Genomic DNA, 21,289 nt, shown 5'->3' on the forward strand with positions numbered 1-21,289 from the left:
GCGAGGAAATGGATGAAGAGGAAGGCATCATCACATTGCCGGAAGGGCATCGGTACGCCATGTTCGGTGGCGGGGATGATTATCCAATTAAAACGTATTACAAAGGGGTGTTCGAAACAGTATTCGTCGTGTTTCATCCGTTTCTGGTCCCGCAAGACGACCCGACCGCGGTTGACCGTTATGTCGAGTTGGATAAAAACGAGGTCGAACAGCAATTTCGGGCCATAACATGGGCAGATATGCGCCGCCGACTTGATTTCGATGACATCAAACGCATCGATCACGCACTCCGGACGATGATTGCGGCGCTGAAACCGCACGCCGAAGATCAAGAAGGTGCGAATCGAATCATCGAATTTTGCAATCGCGAGAACGTACTTCCACCAGGCGAAGGGGAGCTGTCGAATCTTTTAGAGAATCAGGTGTTACGAGCACTTCTTGGGATGGGAGAAGAGTGGATGTGGAGCGGAGACGAGTTCTGCACGGAACGGCATCTCATCAACATTCGGGAGACGCTAACCTCCGATACGTGGGGGATGCGGCATCGGACGTTCTTCGGACATCAACATGATTGGCTCATCGTACCGCCTTGGGATAGCCATTTCACGTTGATTTGTGGCAGCCGAGCTTGGGTCGAGCAGGTGGTCGAGCGGTGCGAACTCGAAGGCTTCTATTGTGATGAAAACACGACAATCAATTGGAGTTTGCTTGATCGAAAACTGAGGTAAACTAGTAGGGGACAACACTATTAAGGGGGAACTACCATGCAAAACATCCATGCAACTGAATTACGTGAAAAGCTTGAGAACGGCGAAACGCTCCATATCATTGACGTGCGCGAACAAGACGAGTACGACGCGGGCCATATCCCGCACGTGCCGCTCTATCCGCTGTCTGAATTTCCTGGCGTCACGGACAAGCTCGCGAAAGATAACGTTTATCACGTCATCTGCCGCTCAGGCGGCCGCAGTGTGACGGCATGCGACTATTTGGAGTCGGAAGGCTATAAGGTCGTCAACGTCGAAGGCGGCATGCTCGCATGGGACGGCGATATCGAGGCGTGATGCTCGACAATCCATGGGTCGTCATCCCGCTGTTAATCGCACTCTATTTGACCGTCTATACGTTCGTCAAACGAGTCGATGGGGACAAGTGGCGGCTCGTCTGGGCTGTCTGGCTCATCGTCATCGTCATGATGTTGACGATTCGGCTCGTCCAAAGTCTATAAAAAAACGAGTGAAGCCCGCACAGGCTTCACTCGTTTTTAGTTATCGCGCTTATCGAATGTGATTGAAGCAATCGCATCGTGTTGGTGAATCGACTCTTCGTTGCGGCATTCGACGAAGAAATTGACGACTTGTTTCATTTCGTACAAGTCAGCCGCGATCAAGCGGACCATGTCTTCAACGAAACGTGGGTTTTCGTAGGCGATTTCCGTGGCACGCTTCTCATCCGGACGTTTCAAGACAGGGTGAAGCGGGGCCGATGCGTTCGACTCGGCCGCCTCGAGCAATGCGAGACGCCAGTCGAAACCGTCGAGCGATGCTTCATCGAGACCGGCTTCGATCGTGATGTAGCCGCGTTGGTTGTGGGCGCTGTATTCGCTGATTTCTTTCGAGCATGGGCAGAGCGTCGTCACGTTGATGACGAGACCGACCGTCACGCTCGCCATACCAGTCTCTAAGTTATATGTCACGTTGTGCATGACGTCCGCATTCATGAGACCGCTGAGACCTGTGGCCGGGGCTTTACGGCTAAAGAACCATGGGTAACGGACCGTCAATTGACCTTCCGTCTGTTCCATGCGCTCGGCGAGTTCTTGCGCGAACTCGATGAGCGAGCGGTTCGATAACGTCCAGCCTTGCGTGTGGTACGCGTCGAGCTGTTCTGTCAGACGTGACATGTTGATGCCTTTACGGTCTTGGACGAGCGAAGTCGTCAACTCGAACGTGGCGACCGTCGCTTGGATGCCGTCTGGCGTCTCGATGTTGACTGGGTGTTTGACGTTTGAGATGCCGACGCTGTCAAGCGCGAACAAGAAGTTTTTTGGTGTGTTTTGTAGATCGACCATTTTATCTTTTTCAGTTGGTTTCGTGCCTTTGATGGGCGGGACCGAACCGAATAATTTATGTCGTTCTGCTTTAGTAGGTAAAGCGACATGGCTTGTAGACATAATCGGATTCTCCTTTTTTGAGAGGGCAAATGACTGCCACTCGTTCTTGTTAGGATTTTATCACGAAATGTACATCGACCGGGTACCATTTTGCTCTCTGAACATGCTTTGAACGTGCTTTGCATGTCCTCACAAATAAAAAAACTTCAGCAATTGAAGAAAAGAAGATTGATTTCGTGTTAAATCGGGAATAAAATGTTCCTGTGAATTTAAAAAATAGATCACTGTTAAATATGAAGGAACACAACAGAAAAAGGGGATGTTTTAATGGATTGGCAGTTAATCCTGCAGTACGCCTGGATCATTGTCGTACTCGTCGGTCTAGAAGGGCTACTTTCTGCAGACAACGCACTCGTCTTGGCGGTTATGGTCAAGCACTTGCCGCGGACGGAACAGAAGAAGGCACTATTTTACGGCTTGCTTGGAGCGTTCGTTTTCCGCTTCATCGCATTGTTCCTAATCTCATTCTTGATCAACGTCTGGCAAGTCCAGGCGCTCGGTGCGCTTTACTTGATCGGAATGAGTGCACGACATCTGTATATGACCTATAAGGCCCGCAAGCTAGAGCCGAAACAAGATCTCGCTGCTGAGGCGAAAGAAGAGACGGCTGTCACAGAGAAGCCGGTCACGAAGAAAGAATTCTGGTGGACGGTTGCTAAAGTCGAGTTTGCCGACATCGCCTTCGCGGTCGATTCGATTCTCGCAGCGGTCGCGCTCGCGGTCAGCTTGCCGCCACTCGGTCTCGGTGAAATCGGTGGGATCGACTCTGGTCAGTTCTTCGTCGTCTTGACAGGTGGACTCATCGGGGTCATCTTGATGCGTTTCGCTGCTCGAATTTTCGTCAAACTGTTGCATCAACGCCCATCACTCGAAACAGCTGCTTTCATCATCGTCGGCTGGGTCGGTGTGAAGTTGACGGTGCTCGTGCTTGAACACCCTGGCTTCAAGAAATTGATTGCCGGCACACCGTTCGAATTCATGGGTCTTCCGGACGGATTCGTCCACTCGACGGCGTGGACCGTGTTCTTCTGGTCGGTCATGGTCGGTATCGCGGTATGGGGTTGGTTCTCTTCAAAACCGACAGCCGCTGCCAAACATTAAAAAAATGGTCTCTCACCTTTGGGCGAGAGACCATTTTTCATGCTGTCACGTCTTGCTTCTCGTAAATCGGCACCCAGCCTTCGGTCGTCACGAAAATCCGGACGGCGACGACTTTGCGGTCGTCTTGGAGCGTGAAGTAGTGGCGTGTGTTCACCGGCACCGAGATGAGGTCGCCTGGGTTGAGCTCGATGTTGAAATAGCCACGTTCGGCGTCATCGATGGCGAAGATGCCATGGCCGCCGACGATGAAGCGGACCTCGTCATCTGTGTGGTGATGTTCCTTTTGGAAGTTGACGAGCAGTTCGTCCAAGTTCGGCGTCGCATCCGACAACGAGATGACGTCTGCCGTCTCATAGCCACGTCGCTCCGACACGTCGCGAATCTCGTCACGGAACGTCGACAAAATCGCTTGTTTGTCCTCGTCCGTCAACTGATAGTTCTCTTGCAGGTTTTCCGGGAGCTTTGTGATGTCCCACTGTTCGTACAGAATCCCGCGAGACTCTAAAAAGGCACTCACTTCAGTTTGATTGACGTAACGCTCTTCGGTTTGTTGGAAATAGACAGTTGCCATGGTTGGTTCCTCCTTATGAATGGACGCCTAGGGCGCGTAGTTTTAATGTATAGCTGAACAAAAATTCGTAAGCCTCTAAATAGCGTTTGGCCGCGTCCGGGGTCTCGCCCCAGACGGTGATACCATGATTGCGGATGAGAACGGCACCGGCGCTTGCGTGGATGTGAGGGGCGAAGGCGGCCGCGAGCGTCGGGATGTCCGCATGGTTCTCGATGATTGGCACGCGAACGACCGCGTCCTCGTCCCAGTAGCCGAGCGCCTTGATGATCTCTTGGCCGGTGAAGACGACTTCGCCGGTGGCAGCATGGAGCTCGGAGATGACGTTATTGTCGACCGTATGGACATGGAGCGAACACGTCGCGTCCGTCCGATTGAACACTTCAACGTGGAGCAGCGTCTCGGCGGATGGTTTTCCTGTCTGTTCGCCGATCAAGCGTCCGGCCGCATCGACGTGAACAAAGTCTTCCGGTGTTCGTTTTCGTTTATCGCGTCCGCTCGCCGTGACGAGAAATTCGAGCGGATCGTCGGAAACGCGAATCGCCAAATTCCCACTCGTTCCGGGGAACCAGTCGCGGGCGGCGAGTTCGTCTTTAATGTCGGCGAGTTCAAGCCAACGTGTCGCAAGGCTCATACGACCACCTCCTTCAAGTGATGGGTGATGTCGTCAAACGTCTCGAACGGTGCGTAACGGATGCCTGCCGCTTCGCAGAGCGTGATGAGTTGACCTCGTGCGTAGACGAAGTCGGCACGCTTCGCGACCTCGAAGTCGGTCACTGAGTCGCCGATGACGATCAAGCGGTCGGCGGGATTGACGATGCGACGAGCGAGCGTCGGCTTGCAACAGCCGCAATCGTTCGTACATTGTTCATCGCAAGCGTGTGGCCAAGCGACGGTTACCGTCTCAGCGGAGAAGTCGGCGACGTTGCAGTAGATATGCTCGGGGGCGACATGCCCGTCCAAGACCGGCTGCACGAAGAAGTCCATCCCGCCGCTGACGACGTCAAACTTCCAGCCATGGGCCCGAACTTCTTCTAAAAATGCCGGGAACCCTTGGCGGAGCGTGATGCGCTCCAACAAATAATCACGGTAGGCCGGGGCATCTGCGCTCGGCAATAGTTGAAACAGTTGACCGACACCGGAGCGAATCGAAATCCGTTGCTCGAGGACCGCATCTTTCAACTCGACCCAAGCCGGCGGGGCGAACGCCTTCATCAACGCGATAATATTGTCTTCCGCCGTGATCGTCCCGTCGAAGTCGCAGAGGATATGGACCGTCATCGTGACGCCCACGCCTTCAACGCGGTATCGAGCTCGTCCGTCTGTCCTTCGGTTTGGCCGAGAACGTGAGCGATCGCTTGTCGGAAAGCACGAGCCCCGGCGGCTGCGCCGTCCGGGTGTCCGTGAATGCCACCGCCGGCGTTGATGACGACATCCGTCCCGAAATCACGAATGATATCGGCGACGAGTCCTGGATGAATCCCGGCTGACGGGACCGGTAAAATCGGTTTCGACCAATGCGGTTCGGCGCTCTGGTCACGAATCGTGAACGCCTCGTCACGCGGTGTCGCGAGGGAGCCGTACGGAGACGGGAAGAGCGTTAAATCGGCCCCGGCGAGGCGTGGGAGTTTACCGAGTAAGAGCGAATGACTGATTGATCCGGTCAAGGCGCCGGCAAAGGCCGGATGTGCCAAGATGGGGACGCGTATGTCTGAATCGTTCGCAAGTTCGCGCAGTGCGTCGAGACCGTACGTATAGACGTTGAACAGGAGCGCTGTCGCACCTGCCTCGATGAGACGGAGCGCCTGGTCACGTAGACCGAACACGGGGCCGCTCAGCGTGATGGCGTAGAGGACACGTTTCCCGGTCGCCTCGAAGTGGGCTTGAATGACGTCCGCTCCGATCCGGGCCCGTTCGAGCGATGGGGTGAGCGGGTTGTCGTATAAAATCTCGTCGTCTTTGACGATATCGATGCCTCCGGCGAACTGATCGCGGAGTTGCTGCTCGAGAAACGCGAGGTCACGGCCGATGACACCTTTGAAGATGCTCATGACGAGCGGGCGATCATGAACACCGAGTAACTCGCGAATTCCAGTGACCCCGAACTTGGCGCCTTTGAAATGAGGGGCGAGCGTCTCGGGCAACGTCAAATCGATTAACCGAATCGAATCGTCGAGGGACAGTTTCCCGAACGTCGTCGTCAAGATGGATGAAAAGTCAGGGCTGACATTATGTAACGGGTAGCGGATTGTGAAGCGGCTCGTCGTATCCGTATGTATGGTCGACACGACCTCACCGCGATACGCCTGTAACTGCTCTTGCTCTAAGTGAGGCAGCTCCGTCCAAGTACCGACCGTCAGCTCGAGGGCGATTTTGTCGGCGACGGTCGCGACCGCGTCCGTTCGTTTGATTTCATATGTGGCAGTGATACTCATATGGTTCCTCCTTCCAGGCAAACAAAAAATGACCCCATGCCGAGGCAAGAGGTCATCATAAAAAATGAACTCTTATCTCTCAGCTTTCGCTGCAAGAATTAGCACCGTGCCATCTCTGGTCGGTTGCTGCGACATCATCGGGCTCGTCCCTCCGTCTGCTCTTGATAAGAATGTGATTTGAAGTTGTGAAATTTAATTGAATTTTTGCACAGAATCATCATGTCGTCAATTCCTTTTTTTCCAAAAAAAATATTTTGGGAAGTTGTTTCCATATATGCACAAAAAAAGACGGAGTTGCGTCGAGAAAATGACGTTGACAATCGTGACGTCGAGTCCGTAATATTCATCACATAAGTTCACCGAATCGAATAACACACTCTTATCGCGAGTTGGCAGAGGGAATTGGCCCGATGACGCCGCAGCAACCGACCACTAGGCACGGTGCTACATCCACCAGACGAATGTCTGACAGATGAGAGGAACAACCATTTTGGCTGTGCCTCTTTCTCGCGGAGAAAGGGGCTTTTTTTGTGGGCAACGTACAGGAAGGGGAAAACATCATGTCATATCAACCATTTACAGAACAGACCGTCGTCGAGCACGTCCGTCAATTAGGATACTTGCAAGAAGGAATCGCCGAGTGCGAGGAGATCGGGGACGGCAACTTGAATCTCGTGTTTCGGATTCGCCAAGGCGAACAGCGCCTGATCGTCAAACAAGCGCTCCCATACGCCAAAGTCGTCGGTGAGAGCTGGCCGCTCACGCTCGAGCGGGCATGGATTGAACAGTTGGCACTCCGTGAGTTTGCGACTGTCGCGCCTCGGTTCGTCCCGGCTGTCCTTGGCAGCGACCGGACACTCGCTTACACGATTATAGAAGATCTATCTGATTATGAGATTGTCCGCACCGGCTATTTGAACGGGGAGAGCTACCCGGAACTCGCCCGTCATGTCGGTGAATTTTTGGGCGAGACGCTGTTTGCGACGTCGGATTACGCAGCTGGACCGATCGCGAAGAAGCGGATTGAACGTGACTATTACAACCCGGAACTGTGTGACATCACCGAGAAGCTCATCTTCACCGATCCGTTCAAAGACGCGGAGTCGAACAACATCGAGACGGCGCTGCGAGCAGATGTCGAACGCCTTTGGCAAGACCAGGCGCTCAAGGTCGAGGTGACGAAATTGAAAGTCGGGTTTGTCACGAAACATGAGGCACTCCTGCATGGAGACTTACATACGGGCAGCATCTTCGCGACTCAACAAGAGACGAAAATCATCGATCCAGAGTTCGCATTTTACGGACCGTTCGGCTTCGACCTCGGCCAAATCATCGCCCATTTGACGCTGTCGACGTTCCATGACCCGCTCAAACGCTTCGAGCGTTTCACGGACGTCTTGACGGTGTGGGAGACGTTCGAGAAGACGTTTCGGGCTAATTTTGAGCGCGCCGTCGAGCCATTCAATACGGATGGTTTCGTCGACGAGTTGTTGCGGACGGTCTTCAGCGACACGATTGGCTACGCCGGTTGCGAACTCATTCGCCGTGCCGTCGGACTGGCCGGTGTCGCCGATCTCGAGACATTGCCGGAAGCGACGCGGCTCGAACGAAAACGTGACGCGCTCGCCCTCGGGACAGCGCTCATTAAAGAACGCCACAGCGTCGAATCGATTGACGACTTGGTGACACTCCTGTCGGGGGTGCGCGTATGACGGTCCAAAACATCCGTTTCCATTCACAGACAGACGAACTCATCGTATTGGACCAGACGTTGTTGCCGCATGAAGAGCGTTACGTGACAATCGAGACGCTTGAACAGGCCGAACATGCCATCGAGACGCTCCAAGTCCGCGGCGCACCGGCCATCGCTTACTTCGGGGCGTTCGTCCTCGCCAAAGAAGCGGGACGGTTAGTCGATGACCCGGACTTCACGCGTCGGCTCGACCTCGTCGGACGCCGCTTGATTGCGACCCGGCCGACAGCGGTCAATCTGCAAAACGTGATTGAATCGCTCCTTGATTTAAATGTCGGGGATGATTTTGAGGCGATTGCCGAGGAAATCAAACGCCGCGCCATCGCTTTGTACGACCGGGACGTCGATACGTACCGGGCCATCGGCGAGCATGCACTGACGGTGTTGCCGGCCGGGGGGAACGTGTTAACGATTTGCAACGCCGGTGCCATCGCGACATCGCGTTACGGTACGGCGCTCGCACCGTTTTACGTCGGAAAAGAACGAGGTGTATCCTTCAACGTCTTCGCCTGTGAGACGCGACCGCTCCTGCAAGGGGCACGCCTCACTGTCTGGGAGCTCGATCGGGCCGATATCGACGTGACGCTCATCACGGACAATATGGCGGCTTGGACGATTCAGTCGAAACGAGTCGACGCCATCATCGTCGGAGCCGACCGCATCACACGGACGGGGCACGTCGCCAATAAAATCGGCACGTTGCAACTCGCCGTCCTCGCCAAACATTACGGCATTCCGTTCTATGTCGCGGCGCCGCATTCGACGTTCGATTTGACGGCGGACGACACGATTGAGATCGAGGAGCGGAACCCGTCAGAAGTGACACATATCGGCGGTCAACCGACGGCACCCGTCGGCATCACCGTCTTCAATCCGGCGTTCGACGTCACCACGCCCGACCTCATCACCGGACTCATCACCGAGGCGGGTGTGTTCGAGCCGACAGAGACCGCCATCACATATCATGTAGGGGGAACGATTCATGTCTAAAAAACTATTGATTTTGTTATTCACATTCGTCTTGGCGCTCGTCGGTTGCACGAACGAGCAAGCGGCCCCATCGAAGCCGGCCGAGAAGACGCCGGAGACGAAACCCGTCTCGGTCTCGAACGGGACGTTGCCGAAAGAGATCGATGTCGCCCTGATCATGCAGATGTCGATCGGGACGTTCTCGTCGCAGTATATCAACGGGGTGACGGAACAAGTCGAATCGTTCGGCGGCAACGTGAAAGTGTACAACGCCGACAACGACCTATCGAAGATGGCGAGCTATGTCGACACGGCGACGACGCAAGGCGTCGATGTCATCTTGATTGACCATGGCCGCGCCGATGCATTGAAAGAACCAGTCCAACGCGCACTCGACAAAGGCATCAAAGTCGTCGCGTTCGACAACGATTTGACGAACGACGGGGTGACGGTCATCGACCAGGACGACTATTCGCTCGCCTGGCGTTCGCTCAAGGCACTCGCTGAAGATTTGGACGGCGAAGGCAAAATCGTCACGATTTGGGTCGGTGGCTTCACACCGATGGAACGACGCCACACGATTTATGATGCGTTCTTGAAACGCTACCCAGGCATTACGGAAGTCGCCAAGTTCGGTTCGGCGACGAACAATACGGCGCTCGACACACAGAGCCAGATGGAAGCGATTTTGAAGAAGTATCCGGAAGGCGAGATTGATGCCGTATTCGCAATGTGGGACGAGTTCGCCAAAGGGGCGAGCCGTGCCATCAAACAGGCCGGACGCGATGAAATTTCGGTCTATGGCATCGATTTGAGTGACGAAGACCTTCAACTCATGCAAGAGGACGGCAGCCCGTGGAAAGTGACGGCGGCGACCGATCCGGCTGAAATCGGACGGATCCAAGTCCGTTACGCGTATCAAAAATTAGCGGGTGAAGAGACGCCGTCGATTCATTCGGTCGACCCATATCTCGTCGACCGTGACGTCTTGCCGGACGAGAAAGTGACGATGGACGACCTCGGCCAATACGTCCCGAACTGGGGCGCATCAGACGCGGCCTGGTCGGACTGGATGAAAGGGACGGACTGATGTTACGGCTCGAACGCGTCACGAAACGCTATGGCGACGTCACCGTGCTCGACGATGTCAGCTTCACGCTCCGACGTGGCGAGATTCATGGATTGCTTGGATTGAACGGGGCCGGAAAGAGTACGCTCGTGAAGCTGTTGAGTGGCGCCATCATCCCGACGTCCGGGACGGTCGAACTCGACGAAACGGCGGTCACATTCACACCGGCCGAGGCGATTCGCCGCGGGGTCATCACGGTGTCGCAAGAAGTCGATGACGCGCTCTATCTCGATTTACCGATTTATGAGAACGTCGTGCCGTGGCAGGCGGTCGAGCGGATTCGTCCTCGCGAACTAAAACAGCGAGCGGCTGCCTACTTGGAACGTGTCGGGCTAGAGATTGACGTGACCGAACCGGTCGGGCGTTTCCCGCTCAGTGTCAAACAACGTGTCTTGATTGCCCGTTCGCTCGCGAGTGATGCGGCCTACCTCTTGCTCGACGAACCGACGGCCGCCTTGTCGACGGATGATGCGGCGGCACTGCTCACATTACTGCAGTCGCTCGCAGCAGAGGACGTCGGCATTCTTCTCATCACCCATCGATCGGACGAACTGTCGCGCATCACCACGACGACGACGTTCCTCCGGGATGGGCGCATCGCTTACGAAGGGCCGTTTCAGGCGTTGTCAGAACGGGATATCCATACGTATTTGAGCGGATCTGACATGGCAGAGGCGGTAGAGAAAGCCGTTCCTGAAACCGAGATCCGGATTCAGGCAGACCTCACGTTACCGACGTTCGGGACGAGGCTTTCGTTCACGGCGTATAAAGGCGAAGTCGTCGGCATCGGCGGCGTCACCGGGAGCGGGAAGACGGAGTTGATTGAGGCGCTATTCGGTCTCTCTGGCGTCGAACAACAAGTGACGTTGGACGGGAAACCGCTCAAGATTCGTGAACCGCGTCAGGCGGTCCGGTCCGGATTTGCCCTCGTACCAGAAGAACGCCGGAAACAGGGGCTTTTCCTCGACGATTCGATTGAACGGAACGTCCTCGCGATTGAAGGGAAGGCGAACGCAATCACACGCGTATTGGCCTCGCTGCGAGTGAAATACGACCAGGTCGGGCAACCGGTCCGGGAGCTGAGCGGGGGGAATCAACAAAAAGTTGTCCTCAGCAAATGGCTTCTCGAGGACCGGGACGTCTATCTGCTCGACGAACCGACGAAAGGCGTCGACGTGACGGCGAAACGGGACATTTATGAACTCGTCACCCGCCTCGCCAAAGACGGGAAAACCGTCATCTTCACATCGAGCGAACCGCATGAATTAGAATTGGTCGCCAACCGGACGCTTTGGCTCGACCGCGGCCGTTGGCAACAGAAAGGAGGCGTCTAACATGGCCCAACTCGTCTTAAAACAACGCACGAAACGCTTCAGTGGCATCGGTCAATATGGGACACTGTTCGCGATTCTCGCACTCATCGCCGTCTTCGGTGTGACGAACGACCAGTTTTTGACGTACGCGAACTTCAGCGACATCATCAAGTCCGTGTCAATCGTCTCGCTGCTCGCCCTCGGGGTGACGTTCTCGCTCATCGTCGGCGGGTTCGACTTATCGGTCGGCTCAACGGCGAGCCTAGCGACAATTGGGGCGGCGTCAAGCCTCGTGTTACATAGTCAAGAACTGCTCGTCGCTTTGCTCGTCCCGATTGCGCTCGGTGTGCTCGTCGGGCTCTTGAACGCACTCGTGACGATCAAGTTCCGGTTACCGGACTTGCTCGCGACGCTCGCCATCATGTACGTCATCAACGGGGTCCAATTGACGTATACGAAAGGATTCTCGATTTACGACAACATGCCGATTGAAGGAGGGACGGCACCCGGACGGTTCATCCCGTCGTTCCTCTTCATCGGCCAAGGCTCGATCGGCCCAATCCCATTCGTCGCCATTTTGATGATTCTTTTCTTCGCCGGGGCCCATCTGTTTTTGACGTATTCGAAGACGGGACGTGAGTTTTATTACGTCGGCTCGAACGTCGAGGCGGCCCGCCGCTCCGGCATCGCCGTCACACGGATTAAGCTGTACGCTTACGTGTTGAGTGGTCTCTTTGCGGCCATCGGCGGCATCATTTTGGCGTCGCGCATCGGCACCGGACAAGTATCGGCCGGCGCACCACTCTTGATGGACGCCGTCGCAGCCGCCTACATCGGCTACGCCGTCTTCGGGACCGGACGACCGAACGTCGTCGGTACGTTGATTGGTGCCATCTTGATTGGGATTTTGTTGAACGGACTGACGATGTGGGACGTGCCGTATTATGCCCAAGATATCGTCAAAGGGGCGATTTTGATTGCGGCGCTCGGTTTGTCATACATCCAAAAGAAACAGCTCACATAGGAAAAGTCCTCAGAACGGTTGGTTCTGAGGACTTTCTTGACGTTCCATCTGGATGAAGGCGAACGTGCTCCCGTTCGTCGATTGTTGAAACGAACCGGTCTGTTTGAAACCGCACGTCTCATAGACACGGATCGCCCGTACGTTGAAGGCGGCGACGGACAAGGTGATGCGATGAGGCGAGTATGTTGTGTTGACGAAGTCGAGAATCGATGTGACGAACGCTCGTCCGCTCCCATTCCCGGTCAAATCAGGCTTCATGCCGAGGCCGAGATCGACCGTCTCGGCATCTGTTTGCGCGACGCTCACGAAACCGACCAATTCACCATCAGACGCGACGGCGAACACGGACTGTCCACGCTGTGCGGCGTCTAAAAATTCGGCTAAGTCTTCCTCGTCAGCTTCCATGTTATAGAACGCATAATCGCCTTCATAGTGCCACGCATAGGCAATCGTTTCGGCCTGTGGCTGGGTCAAGACAGTGAATTGATGAGTCATGTGAATTTCCCCGTTTCACGAGCAGGATGTAGTGCTACACTCATCATAGTACCATCAACTTGGAAACTGGGGTGATCTTATGGGAATCAAGTTAGATATGATTGGCATCGTCGTCGAAGACATGACGCGGGCGCTCGACTTTTATCGGATGCTCGGTCTATCGATCCCGAAAGCGATGGATGGGGAAGCGCACGTCGAGGTCGATGACGGCGGTGTCCGACTCGCCTTCGACACGGTCGAAGTGGCCGAATCGGTGTATGGGGAATGGAGACCGGCGACGGGGCATCGGGTCGAACTCGCCTTCTTATGCGACAGTCGGGAGGAGCTAGATGCGCGCTATGAGGCAATCGTCGAGCACGGCTATGCCTCGCATCGGGAACCGTGGGATGCGTTTTGGGGGCAACGTTACGCCATCGTCATCGACCCGGACGGAAACCTCATCAGTCTATTCGCAGCCTGATCGAACGGCACTCCGATTGTTAGATATATTGAGCAATCGGTGGTGCTGTTTTTAATTAAAATTAATTTTTCCCACTTGATGACCACGCCATATTCTTTGTTAAAAAAATTTAAATGATTTAAAGTTAAAAAAACGACTAAAGGGGAAAAAATCATGTTAAATTCAGATTTGGATTTGCGATTAGAACCGCGTATTAAAGAATTATATCAATTACATAAGGAACGATCTGCAAATATTGATTGGAGTTATCACGAATTTATTCCCTGGGACAAGGCCATGTCCTTTAAACGAGTCCCATGGGACGAGAGTCAAGTAACTCTTCCAGAAGGCGTCATCATTGCCGTAGAAACAGCATTGCTTACAGAAGTAAATTTACCTTGGTATACTTCGCATTTGGATTATACATTTAAAAATTCAATGGAAGTAATAAATGATTTCGTACGTACATGGACGGCTGAAGAAGACCAACATTCTAATTTGCTTGAAACGTATTTGTTGGTGACACGAAACGTAAATCCCACGAGATTGCATGAATTGAGAAAACGAGTCGTTGAAAGCGGATGGTTCCCAGATTTCACCAATCCTCTCGCAACAATGGCTTATACTTCTTTACAAGAGTTAGCTACCTTAGTTTTTTATAACAATGTAGCTAGAATTGCGGGTGCCCATGACAAAGATTTAGCAACGTTACTTCGACGTTTAGCGAAAGATGAAGCGCTTCATTATGCTTTCTATCGCGATACAGTGAAAGCACACCTTGAACTAGACCCGAATTTCATTGTTTATTTTGAAAACGTAATTATAAATTTCTCGATGCCGGGTGCCGTCATGCCAGACTTTAACGAGAGAATGAAAACGATTGCCATTGATGCGAACTATGGACCGTTACAATACTTTGATCAAGTATTGGATGTGGTCGTTAAATACTGGGATATCGCCAACCTACAACCTACGAGCGAAGAAGCTAAACAATCACAAGCGAATATCATGAAATATCATGGACGTCTAAAAAGAATTAAAGACCGTCAGCTAAGAAATAAATAAAAGTAGATATGCGAAAGGGGGTTTTTATCATGAAGACGAATTGCGAATTATGTGGAAAAGAAACGAATGATCAAGTGAGTTATTTAGAACTTGAAACGTGGGAATTTGATTTCTTAAAACAAGAGAAAAAAGACTTTTACTCGATTTGTTTTAATTGTTTTGACACCCATACGAATCATTTCATTGATAAAGAAATGGATCTTGAATTGAGAAAAAAACGTTCCCAATTAGTGAATAAAGAGATTGAACAAGAAATCGAGGCTATTCTTGAAATCGAAATTAAATGACTCAACACTATTTATGAAGACGTCATGAGCTGATGTCTTCGGAAGGAGCGTATTGAGCATGAAAGCATGGTTACTCGATCAACCAGGACTTGAACATCTCCACGTCGGTGAGATAGAACGTCCGACACCAGGTGCGGGCGAACTACTCATCAAAGTCGAAGCGGTCGCATTGAACCCGGTCGACTATAAAGTCGGTACGAACGGCAACCCAAATTGGTCGTACCCACATATTCTCGGGGTCGACCTCGTCGGGGAAGTCGTCGAAGTCGGTTCGAGCCTCGCCAATATCATTACCGGTTCACGAGTCGCCGTCCATACGAGTCTCGGAAACCACGGCGGCTTTGCCGAGTACGCGGTCGTCGATGCGCGTGCTTGTGCCGTCGTGCCATCGGAAGTGAGCGACGAGGCAGCAGCGGCCATCCTTTGTGCCGGGATGACGGCATATGAGGCCATCATGCAGAAACTGAACACGCGCGACAAGGAGACGATTCTCGTCCATGCTGGTGCGGGCGGAGTCGGTGGCTATGCGATTCAACTTGCGAAGAAGCTCGGTCTCAAGGTGTTCACGACGGCGTCGCCGGATAATTTTGACTGGGTGAAAGAACTTGGTGCCGATGTCGCCATCGACTATAACACGGAAGATGTGACGGCACGGATTTTAGAAGAAACTGACGGCCGCGGGGTCGACCTCATCTTGAATACGGTCGGACGTGATGTGGCGACGGCGGACCTCGATCGGCTCGCGTTCAGCGGACAGCTCGCCTATATCGCCGGTCCGCCGGATACGTCGGACGTGAAAGGGTTTACGTTGTCACCATCCATCCATGAAGTCGCTCTCGGCGCGGCCCATGCGAGTGAGGATGAGCGCGCCATCCGCAACTTGGCGTATATGGCCGAAGAATTGATGAAGTTGCTCGAGGCGGGCGAGTTGAACGACCTCGTCACGGACGTCTTGCCGTTCGAACGACTGAAAGACGGTCTTGACCAACTGCAAACACGCAAAGTACGCGGTAAATTAATCGTCCGCATGCGCGACTAACTGATGGCCTCCTGTCTATGGACAGGGGGCTTGTTGTGGAGGGAATGACATGGATTTACGGACATCGTATCAACAAACGTCGCATCAACTGAGCGGTCACGGCCGACGGAACGTCGGCGTCTTGCAACAGTCGTTCGCCGAAGTCGATCCGAATCAAGCGAGCGACCACTACGGGACGGGCGAGGTCATCGAACGCTTCGAGCAAAAAATGGCGCAAGAACTCGGCATGGAAGACGCGATATTCTTTCCGAGCGGCACGATGGCACAACAGATTGCGTTACGGATTTGGGCGGACGAGACCGGTAATCGAAACGTCGCCTATCATCCGCTCTGTCACTTAGAGATTCATGAACAGGAGGGGTTGAAGGAGTTACATCACCTTGAGCCAATCTTAATCGGAGATAACAAGCGGTTGATGACGCTCAAGGAAGTACAGGCGTTGCCGGACGTCGCCTGCCTGTTGATCGAGTTGCCACAACGGGAACTCGGGGGCTACTTGCCACCATTCGATGAACTTGAGGCGATCAGTCACTTGTGTCGGGAGCGGGGGATTCGTCTGCATCTCGATGGAGCACGCTTGCTCGAGACACTCCCCTATTATGAGAAGACCGCGGAAGAAATATGCGCGCTGTTCGACAGCGTCTACGTCTCGTTCTACAAAGGCATCGGCGGCATCGCCGGCGCCATCTTGGCCGGACCGAAACCGTTCTGTACCGAGGCGAGAGTTTGGAAACGGCGGTACGGTGGGGATTTGATTGGATTGTATCCGTACATCATCCCTGCCGACTATTACTATGAATTGCGGAAAGACAAGATGGGGACGTACTATGAACAGGCGAAGGAACTGGCGCGTCGCTTCAACGCGCTCGATGGGGTATGGACGACACCGAACGTCCCGGTGACGAATATGTTCCACCTTCATGTTAAAGGAAAAGTGGATGAGGTCGCGGCCCGGATTCGTGCCGTTCAAGATGCGACTGGAATCGGTATCACTGGCTATCTCGTACCGCAGGACGGCTATTGTTCGACCGAAATCAGTATCGGGGATGCGTACGGAGAGATTGAGTCTAACCAACTTATACGCTTGTTCACGTTATTAGAAGACCCGGCGGAACTTCGGTGAGTATTGAGAGTATCGTTAATTCGTGTCGTTACTTTTCAGATTTACGAAAAAGCACCGCGCCTCATTCGAGGCGCGGTGCTTGCTGTTATCTGGAGACGATGGCGTCGAGACGGTCGAGCTGTGAGGTGAAACCTTCGACGGCTCCCATGTCGACGACTTGTCGGAGCGACTCGGCGTCCGTGAATTCGGAGCGGCTAATGAACAGCGTGCCGTTCGGAATATCGATGAACTCATTGGTAATTGTCATGACGGGAAGCTCGGGATTGACGTGGCCGTCCGCGTCCGAGAATGCGTCCGTATAGACGATTTTCCGATGCGGGTCGATCTCGAGGAACGTCGATTTGCCCCATGACTCCATGCCGTAATAATCACCTTGACCTTTATCGACACACGTCATGCAATAATGCCACGTGCCCCCAGGTTCGAACTCGAACGTGCGAATCTCTGTCTTCCATCCAGTTGGTCCCCACCAGGTTTCGAGGTGGGCCGGTGTCGAGAAAGCCTCGAACACGAGCTCACGCGGTGCGTTGAAACTTCGTTCGACAACTAACGTGTTGCCTTCGACTTGAGATTTCACTTTTTCCATTGGAAAGCCCCCATTCTCGAGAAAGAAAATGCATATGTCTAATCAATGTAGTCTCTATTCCCGATTCATGGACCTCTTCAACCTTTTCCGTCAAATATCAAATCGAGCACGGTCTCGCCGATCGGCCGCTCCTTGCCTTCGTACGGGAAGGAATGGATATGGATGGCCGGATTGAAGTTCAGCTCGATGATGCCATAGTCATCTTCACGCTCGAGCGACGGAATCATCATATCGACCCCGCAAATCGTCGCGCCGATGGCTCGGGCGGACTCGACCGCAATTCGTTTGTAGGAATCGGCAATCCGGTCTGTATAGTCGATACTGTCCCCGCCCGTGCTGATGTTCGAGTTCTCACGCAAGAAGACGAGCTCACCATCGGCGAGGACACTGTCCGGTGTCTTGTCTTGTGGACGGAGGAACGCCACGACGATGTCATCGATGTCGATTTTCTCGAGCGGTGTCTTATAGCCTTTGCCACGGAGCGGGTCTTCATTCTTCTTGTCGACGAGCTCACGGATCGTCGACACGCCGTCCCCGGTCACGTTCGCCGGGACGCGGTGCAAAATGCCCGCGACCTCGTCACCGATAACGAGGAAACGATACTCTTTCCCGGGCAGGAACGTCTCGAGCAGGACGACGTCGTCGAACGAACGGGCATGACGGAACGCCCCGCGCGCCTCCTCGAACGTCGTGCCGTCTTTGAAGATGTGGATGCCGATTCCGAAGTTTGTCGATTTCGGTTTCAAAACGATCGGCTCGTCCGCAAATGTAGACCAGGCTTCCTGTAAATCAGCTTCAGTGCGCAGCTCGACCCCGCCCGGCACGCGGATGCCATGTTCGGCGAGTACGTGTTTTGTCACTGTCTTGTTCTCCATCATAAGTATCGACACGTAATTGTCTTTCGACGTCTTCGTCGCCTGTTTGACATATTCGGTCTGGTTACCGTGGCGGATGCGGAGAAATTGGTCGTCACGGTCGATCACGTCGACGGCATAGCCGCGTTTCAGCGCCGCCTTTATCAAAATCTGCGTCGATAGCTCCATGTCCGTGTAGCCGTGCACCCGGAACCGGTTGGCGTACGCATCTTGATAGAATAGTTCCGCTTGCTGGAGCGACCAGGCCGTGTAGCCTTCGGTTGTCATGATATTCGTCAATTGAGCCGCATACGTCGACTCGACATGGTTAACCCGCTTCCGGACAGAGGCGAAGACGTCATCGAATCCCAGAGTGTACCGTTCATTGAACGCTTCGACTTCGTCGAGCAAATCGCGTGCGTACGTCTGAAGCGCCACCGCCTCGCCGTCCCGATGCAGCAAGAGCGTAGGGGATAGCCCTTCTTTCGCCACGCGTTGCTGGTTGTGGAACGCCTCGGCCTGCCAGTCCGCGAACCGTGTCTCGTCTTTCAACGTCAAGTAGAGCAGGAAGACGTGCAGGAACTTCAAATCGGACAGGGCGATCCCGGTCTTCTCGAACGGGTTGAGGTCGATGTTGCGAATCTCGATGTAATCGATGCCGTTCGTCTCGAGTCGTTCCAAGTCATTGCCGCCCTGTGACGTCTTCAGTCGAATCGGAGAGTAGAGCTCGTTCGGGTTGGCGATGTCACCTTGGGCGATGAAGCGGCGCACGCTCGCGGTGTAGTCTGAGAGCGTTGAATAGTCCGGATAGAGCGGCTCGACGTTCGTATAGCCGCAATCGCTATTCCGGTATGACAACGCCGTCGTATTCGAATACACGTCCTCGCTGAGCGCCTGCATCTGACTGACGCAACGTTCTTCATAGCTCGTATGGACAGCTGGTGTCCCGCCTAACAGATAGACGACGAGCCAACGTGTCCGTAAATAGTTGCGGACGAGTTTTAAATACAAATTGTTCTTGAAGCCTTCGTAGTGCTCGGATGATCCTTCATAGAGCGCCTCAATCAGCTCGTCTGCGAACGAGAAGTTGAAATGGATGCCTGAGATGAGCTGTTTTTTCGCCCCGTATTTTTGGAGCAGGTGCTCCCGATAGCGTCCGGCCTCGATCCCAGAGCTGCCAAAGTCGGCGAGCGGGATGACGCCGCCGTCCGGAAGCGCGCACGGCATCGACTGTGGCCAGAGCCGTTCATCGCCGATGTTCAGTGCCGTGACATCGTACAGCGTCTGTAAGAAGTTGTGCGCGGCTTCGACGGTCGGAAACGTAGGGGTAATCAGTTCAATCTGACTTTCTGAGAAGTCGGTCGTGATATACGGGTGCGTCGCTTTGTCACCGAGTGCTGTCGGATGTTTCGTGACGGCGAGCGTCCCTTCAGGGGTCACGCGGAGCATCTCACGCTCGATGGCGAACCGGCCACGCAACAACTGGTTAGTAAGGTCATTAAATCGCTTCTGCAAGGGAAGTCACTTCCTTTTTCATTAGTCGGACATAGAGGACGGAGACGAGCCCTTTGATGATGCTTGAGATGGCGATGCTCCACCAAATGGCATCGAGACCGAGATAGGGTTCGAGGGCAAGCGCGAGCGGGATGCGGGCAACGGTGAAGACGATGGAGATCGTTGCCGGGATTTTTGGCAGGCCGAGTCCCGAGAAGTAGCCGTTCCCGATCATCTCAAATGAGGCGAAGATGAGCGAAATCCCGATGATACGTAAATAGCTCGCGCCGATGTCAATCGTTGTCGGGTCATCGACGAATAGCCCGATGAGGACGTCCGGAACGAACAGAAAGACGAGGGTGATCAGCCCGGTATACAGGATACCGAGACGCGTCGTCACCCGATACCCCTCATGGACCCGGTCCACTTTGCGGGCGCCGAGATTTTGCCCCGTGTAACTCGCGATGGCACCGTTCAATCCGCCGATCATCATATAGGCGACCGACTCGACTTGAAGCCCGATGCGCTGGGCCGCGATTGCCTCGGTCCCGTATGAACCGATCATGCGGGCGAGGAAAATACTGATGACGGTGAACAAGACGCGCTGGGTCGCCATCGGGAAGCCGAGGCGAAGAATTTCTCTATAGTCTGTGCGATTCGGTTCAACCGTCTCCTCCCAATCGAACAAGACGCGGGCCCGGTGCCAGAAGAAGCCGAACATGACGACGTTCGCGACGAGCGTCGCCAGACCGGCTCCGACGACGCCGAGTCCGAGTGGATAGATGAAGAGCGGCGACAGAATCATATTGAGCGTGACCCCGGTCGCGTTGATGCGCATCGCCGTCGTCGTATTGCCATAAGCGCTGAACAGTCGGGCGAACAACAAGTTGAAGAACGAAAAGATGAGCATCGGTGCACTGACGAGCAAATAACTGTACGCCAACTGCTCGACAGCCGGTGCGTCCATGTTCAAAAAGCCGATAAGCGCCTGGCCGAACGCGGCGAGGACGGTGACGAATAACAGGCCGAGACCAAGGTTCATCCGCCTCCCGGCCCGGACGTAGCGCTGAATCAACGCCTGATCCCGCCGTCCGACGGCTTGCGACACTTTGATGCCGGCGCCGACGACGATAAGGGATTGAATCGCCTGACCGAGCATGATATAAAAGCTGGCCGCGCCGATGCTGGCGACGGCGTCGCTACCGAGCGCACCGACCCAGAACATATCGACGAGACTATAGGTGAATTGTAAAAGCGAACTGCCGACGAGCGGGAGGGCAAGCGCCACGATGACGCGCTGAACTTGACCGGTCGTCAAATCGATGGTTTTCACGATGAAAGACCCCTTCAATACATTTAGTATATAACCGTTTAGTTATATATAAGCACGACGTGACTGAATTCGCAATCGTAGGGAACGACTCGACGAAAAATCGACACAA

General features: G+C 54.0%; 23 protein-coding genes and 2 riboswitches. Of the genes, 14 read left to right on the top strand and 9 right to left on the bottom strand.

Translation table 11 applies throughout. The features are described from left to right. Positions 1–8: 8 nt before the first annotated feature. Genes KNP67_RS04585 through KNP67_RS04595 form a run of 3 tightly spaced genes read left to right on the top strand, consistent with a single transcriptional unit; the run spans position 9 to position 1,228 of the window. A complete protein-coding gene (locus tag KNP67_RS04585) occupies positions 9–728 on the top strand; it encodes a DUF2711 family protein (RefSeq protein ID WP_029594590.1) in 720 nt (239 codons plus the stop codon). Positions 729–764: 36 nt separating this feature from the next. Further along, positions 765–1,064, top strand: coding sequence for a rhodanese-like domain-containing protein (locus tag KNP67_RS04590; RefSeq protein WP_021066010.1), 300 nt, complete (start codon positions 765–767; stop codon positions 1,062–1,064). Further along, entirely contained in the window at positions 1,040–1,228 is a 189-nt protein-coding gene (locus tag KNP67_RS04595) for a hypothetical protein (protein WP_125317988.1), read from the top strand. Before KNP67_RS04590 ends, KNP67_RS04595 begins: the two co-directional genes overlap by 25 nt. Positions 1,229–1,264: 36 nt before the next feature. On the opposite strand, the gene folE2 is transcribed toward KNP67_RS04595, so the two are convergent. After that, on the bottom strand, positions 1,265–2,173 hold the full coding sequence (gene folE2, locus KNP67_RS04600) for a GTP cyclohydrolase FolE2 (RefSeq protein WP_021066012.1): 909 nt from the start codon (positions 2,171–2,173) through the stop codon (positions 1,265–1,267). Between the two features lie 267 nt (positions 2,174–2,440). Between folE2 and KNP67_RS04605 the strand changes: the two genes are divergently transcribed. Continuing rightward, a complete protein-coding gene (locus tag KNP67_RS04605; RefSeq protein WP_021066013.1) occupies positions 2,441–3,274 on the top strand; it encodes a TerC family protein in 834 nt (277 codons plus the stop codon). A gap of 37 nt (positions 3,275–3,311) precedes the next feature. On the opposite strand, the gene KNP67_RS04610 is transcribed toward KNP67_RS04605, so the two are convergent. From KNP67_RS04610 to KNP67_RS04625, 4 genes are read right to left on the bottom strand one after another with little or no spacing between them, the layout of a single operon-like run. After that, positions 3,312–3,845, bottom strand: a complete 534-nt coding sequence (locus KNP67_RS04610; RefSeq protein WP_214756064.1) for a cupin domain-containing protein — start codon at positions 3,843–3,845, stop codon at positions 3,312–3,314. A 13-nt stretch (positions 3,846–3,858) separates the two neighbouring features. Continuing rightward, the gene (locus tag KNP67_RS04615) at positions 3,859–4,476 is read right to left on the bottom strand and encodes a methylthioribulose 1-phosphate dehydratase (protein ID WP_021066015.1); all 618 of its coding nucleotides are present in this window, start codon (positions 4,474–4,476) and stop codon (positions 3,859–3,861) included. Next, the gene (locus tag KNP67_RS04620) at positions 4,473–5,123 is read right to left on the bottom strand and encodes a 2-hydroxy-3-keto-5-methylthiopentenyl-1-phosphate phosphatase (RefSeq protein ID WP_021066016.1); all 651 of its coding nucleotides are present in this window, start codon (positions 5,121–5,123) and stop codon (positions 4,473–4,475) included. The genes KNP67_RS04615 and KNP67_RS04620 overlap by 4 nt, the downstream gene beginning before the upstream one ends. Continuing rightward, the gene (locus KNP67_RS04625; protein ID WP_029594593.1) at positions 5,120–6,277 is read right to left on the bottom strand and encodes a 2,3-diketo-5-methylthiopentyl-1-phosphate enolase; all 1,158 of its coding nucleotides are present in this window, start codon (positions 6,275–6,277) and stop codon (positions 5,120–5,122) included. Before KNP67_RS04625 ends, KNP67_RS04620 begins: the two co-directional genes overlap by 4 nt. Positions 6,278–6,346: 69 nt before the next feature. Then, positions 6,347–6,448, bottom strand: a riboswitch (SAM riboswitch). Between the two features lie 205 nt (positions 6,449–6,653). Beyond that, a riboswitch (SAM riboswitch) is annotated at positions 6,654–6,756 on the top strand. Positions 6,757–6,837: 81 nt separating this feature from the next. On the opposite strand from KNP67_RS04625, the gene mtnK reads away from it, so the two are divergent. Genes mtnK through KNP67_RS04650 form a run of 5 tightly spaced genes read left to right on the top strand, consistent with a single transcriptional unit; the run spans position 6,838 to position 12,465 of the window. After that, entirely contained in the window at positions 6,838–7,989 is a 1,152-nt protein-coding gene (gene mtnK / locus KNP67_RS04630; protein ID WP_029594594.1) for an S-methyl-5-thioribose kinase, read from the top strand. Continuing rightward, positions 7,986–9,020 (top strand): S-methyl-5-thioribose-1-phosphate isomerase, encoded by a 1,035-nt coding sequence (gene mtnA / locus KNP67_RS04635; RefSeq protein ID WP_029594595.1) that lies wholly within the window; start codon positions 7,986–7,988, stop codon positions 9,018–9,020. Before mtnK ends, mtnA begins: the two co-directional genes overlap by 4 nt. Continuing rightward, positions 9,013–10,089: a sugar ABC transporter substrate-binding protein gene (locus tag KNP67_RS04640; protein WP_029594596.1), complete on the top strand. Its 1,077-nt coding sequence runs from the start codon at positions 9,013–9,015 to the stop codon at positions 10,087–10,089. The genes mtnA and KNP67_RS04640 overlap by 8 nt, the downstream gene beginning before the upstream one ends. Beyond that, on the top strand, positions 10,089–11,462 hold the full coding sequence (locus KNP67_RS04645; protein WP_051627666.1) for a sugar ABC transporter ATP-binding protein: 1,374 nt from the start codon (positions 10,089–10,091) through the stop codon (positions 11,460–11,462). The genes KNP67_RS04640 and KNP67_RS04645 overlap by 1 nt, the downstream gene beginning before the upstream one ends. Before the next feature lies 1 nt (position 11,463). Further along, positions 11,464–12,465, top strand: coding sequence for an ABC transporter permease (locus tag KNP67_RS04650; RefSeq protein WP_051627667.1), 1,002 nt, complete (start codon positions 11,464–11,466; stop codon positions 12,463–12,465). A gap of 9 nt (positions 12,466–12,474) precedes the next feature. On the opposite strand, the gene KNP67_RS04655 is transcribed toward KNP67_RS04650, so the two are convergent. Further along, positions 12,475–12,960 carry a GNAT family N-acetyltransferase gene (locus tag KNP67_RS04655; RefSeq protein ID WP_029594599.1) on the bottom strand — a complete coding sequence of 162 codons (486 nt, stop codon included), beginning with the start codon at positions 12,958–12,960 and terminating at the stop codon, positions 12,475–12,477. A gap of 79 nt (positions 12,961–13,039) precedes the next feature. Between KNP67_RS04655 and KNP67_RS04660 the strand changes: the two genes are divergently transcribed. The 5 genes from KNP67_RS04660 to KNP67_RS04680 all read left to right on the top strand — a co-directional run bounded on the left by KNP67_RS04660 (position 13,040) and on the right by KNP67_RS04680 (position 16,913). After that, positions 13,040–13,420 carry a VOC family protein gene (locus KNP67_RS04660; RefSeq protein WP_029594600.1) on the top strand — a complete coding sequence of 127 codons (381 nt, stop codon included), beginning with the start codon at positions 13,040–13,042 and terminating at the stop codon, positions 13,418–13,420. Between the two features lie 153 nt (positions 13,421–13,573). Further along, positions 13,574–14,464: an acyl-ACP desaturase gene (locus KNP67_RS04665; RefSeq protein ID WP_029594601.1), complete on the top strand. Its 891-nt coding sequence runs from the start codon at positions 13,574–13,576 to the stop codon at positions 14,462–14,464. 29 nt (positions 14,465–14,493) lie between these two features. Further along, the gene (locus KNP67_RS04670; protein WP_029594602.1) at positions 14,494–14,751 is read left to right on the top strand and encodes a hypothetical protein; all 258 of its coding nucleotides are present in this window, start codon (positions 14,494–14,496) and stop codon (positions 14,749–14,751) included. Between the two features lie 58 nt (positions 14,752–14,809). Continuing rightward, positions 14,810–15,790, top strand: a complete 981-nt coding sequence (locus KNP67_RS04675; RefSeq protein WP_131471521.1) for a zinc-binding dehydrogenase — start codon at positions 14,810–14,812, stop codon at positions 15,788–15,790. Between the two features lie 49 nt (positions 15,791–15,839). Then, positions 15,840–16,913, top strand: a complete 1,074-nt coding sequence (locus KNP67_RS04680; protein WP_029594604.1) for a threonine aldolase family protein — start codon at positions 15,840–15,842, stop codon at positions 16,911–16,913. Between the two features lie 85 nt (positions 16,914–16,998). Here the strand turns inward: KNP67_RS04680 and KNP67_RS04685 are convergent, their stop codons facing one another. The 3 genes from KNP67_RS04685 to KNP67_RS04695 form a co-directional block, all read right to left on the bottom strand. Further along, a complete protein-coding gene (locus KNP67_RS04685; protein WP_029594605.1) occupies positions 16,999–17,499 on the bottom strand; it encodes an SRPBCC family protein in 501 nt (166 codons plus the stop codon). Positions 17,500–17,576: 77 nt separating this feature from the next. Beyond that, the gene (gene gshAB, locus KNP67_RS04690; RefSeq protein ID WP_029594606.1) at positions 17,577–19,868 is read right to left on the bottom strand and encodes a bifunctional glutamate--cysteine ligase GshA/glutathione synthetase GshB; all 2,292 of its coding nucleotides are present in this window, start codon (positions 19,866–19,868) and stop codon (positions 17,577–17,579) included. Next, on the bottom strand, positions 19,852–21,180 hold the full coding sequence (locus tag KNP67_RS04695; protein WP_214756066.1) for an MATE family efflux transporter: 1,329 nt from the start codon (positions 21,178–21,180) through the stop codon (positions 19,852–19,854). The genes gshAB and KNP67_RS04695 overlap by 17 nt, the downstream gene beginning before the upstream one ends. Between the last annotated feature and the right edge of the window lie 109 nt (positions 21,181–21,289).

It is taken from the genome of Exiguobacterium sp. s157 (genome assembly GCF_018618205.1).
Lineage (GTDB): Bacteria > Bacillota > Bacilli > Exiguobacteriales > Exiguobacteriaceae > Exiguobacterium > Exiguobacterium chiriqhucha.

What these genes read in the sequence shown, in the direction of transcription:
- KNP67_RS04585 (WP_029594590.1), top strand. Translation starts at nt 9, where the DNA reads ATGGATGAAGAGGAAGGCATCATCACATTGCCGGAAGGGCATCGGTAC.
- KNP67_RS04590 (WP_021066010.1), top strand. Translation starts at nt 765, where the DNA reads ATGCAAAACATCCATGCAACTGAATTACGTGAAAAGCTTGAGAACGGC.
- KNP67_RS04595 (WP_125317988.1), top strand. Translation starts at nt 1,040, where the DNA reads ATGGGACGGCGATATCGAGGCGTGATGCTCGACAATCCATGGGTCGTC.
- folE2 (WP_021066012.1), bottom strand. Translation starts at nt 2,173, where the DNA reads ATGTCTACAAGCCATGTCGCTTTACCTACTAAAGCAGAACGACATAAA.
- KNP67_RS04605 (WP_021066013.1), top strand. Translation starts at nt 2,441, where the DNA reads ATGGATTGGCAGTTAATCCTGCAGTACGCCTGGATCATTGTCGTACTC.
- KNP67_RS04610 (WP_214756064.1), bottom strand. Translation starts at nt 3,845, where the DNA reads ATGGCAACTGTCTATTTCCAACAAACCGAAGAGCGTTACGTCAATCAA.
- KNP67_RS04615 (WP_021066015.1), bottom strand. Translation starts at nt 4,476, where the DNA reads ATGAGCCTTGCGACACGTTGGCTTGAACTCGCCGACATTAAAGACGAA.
- KNP67_RS04620 (WP_021066016.1), bottom strand. Translation starts at nt 5,123, where the DNA reads ATGACGGTCCATATCCTCTGCGACTTCGACGGGACGATCACGGCGGAA.
- KNP67_RS04625 (WP_029594593.1), bottom strand. Translation starts at nt 6,277, where the DNA reads ATGAGTATCACTGCCACATATGAAATCAAACGAACGGACGCGGTCGCG.
- mtnK (WP_029594594.1), top strand. Translation starts at nt 6,838, where the DNA reads ATGTCATATCAACCATTTACAGAACAGACCGTCGTCGAGCACGTCCGT.
- mtnA (WP_029594595.1), top strand. Translation starts at nt 7,986, where the DNA reads ATGACGGTCCAAAACATCCGTTTCCATTCACAGACAGACGAACTCATC.
- KNP67_RS04640 (WP_029594596.1), top strand. Translation starts at nt 9,013, where the DNA reads ATGTCTAAAAAACTATTGATTTTGTTATTCACATTCGTCTTGGCGCTC.
- KNP67_RS04645 (WP_051627666.1), top strand. Translation starts at nt 10,089, where the DNA reads ATGTTACGGCTCGAACGCGTCACGAAACGCTATGGCGACGTCACCGTG.
- KNP67_RS04650 (WP_051627667.1), top strand. Translation starts at nt 11,464, where the DNA reads ATGGCCCAACTCGTCTTAAAACAACGCACGAAACGCTTCAGTGGCATC.
- KNP67_RS04655 (WP_029594599.1), bottom strand. Translation starts at nt 12,960, where the DNA reads ATGACTCATCAATTCACTGTCTTGACCCAGCCACAGGCCGAAACGATT.
- KNP67_RS04660 (WP_029594600.1), top strand. Translation starts at nt 13,040, where the DNA reads ATGGGAATCAAGTTAGATATGATTGGCATCGTCGTCGAAGACATGACG.
- KNP67_RS04665 (WP_029594601.1), top strand. Translation starts at nt 13,574, where the DNA reads ATGTTAAATTCAGATTTGGATTTGCGATTAGAACCGCGTATTAAAGAA.
- KNP67_RS04670 (WP_029594602.1), top strand. Translation starts at nt 14,494, where the DNA reads ATGAAGACGAATTGCGAATTATGTGGAAAAGAAACGAATGATCAAGTG.
- KNP67_RS04675 (WP_131471521.1), top strand. Translation starts at nt 14,810, where the DNA reads ATGAAAGCATGGTTACTCGATCAACCAGGACTTGAACATCTCCACGTC.
- KNP67_RS04680 (WP_029594604.1), top strand. Translation starts at nt 15,840, where the DNA reads ATGGATTTACGGACATCGTATCAACAAACGTCGCATCAACTGAGCGGT.
- KNP67_RS04685 (WP_029594605.1), bottom strand. Translation starts at nt 17,499, where the DNA reads ATGGAAAAAGTGAAATCTCAAGTCGAAGGCAACACGTTAGTTGTCGAA.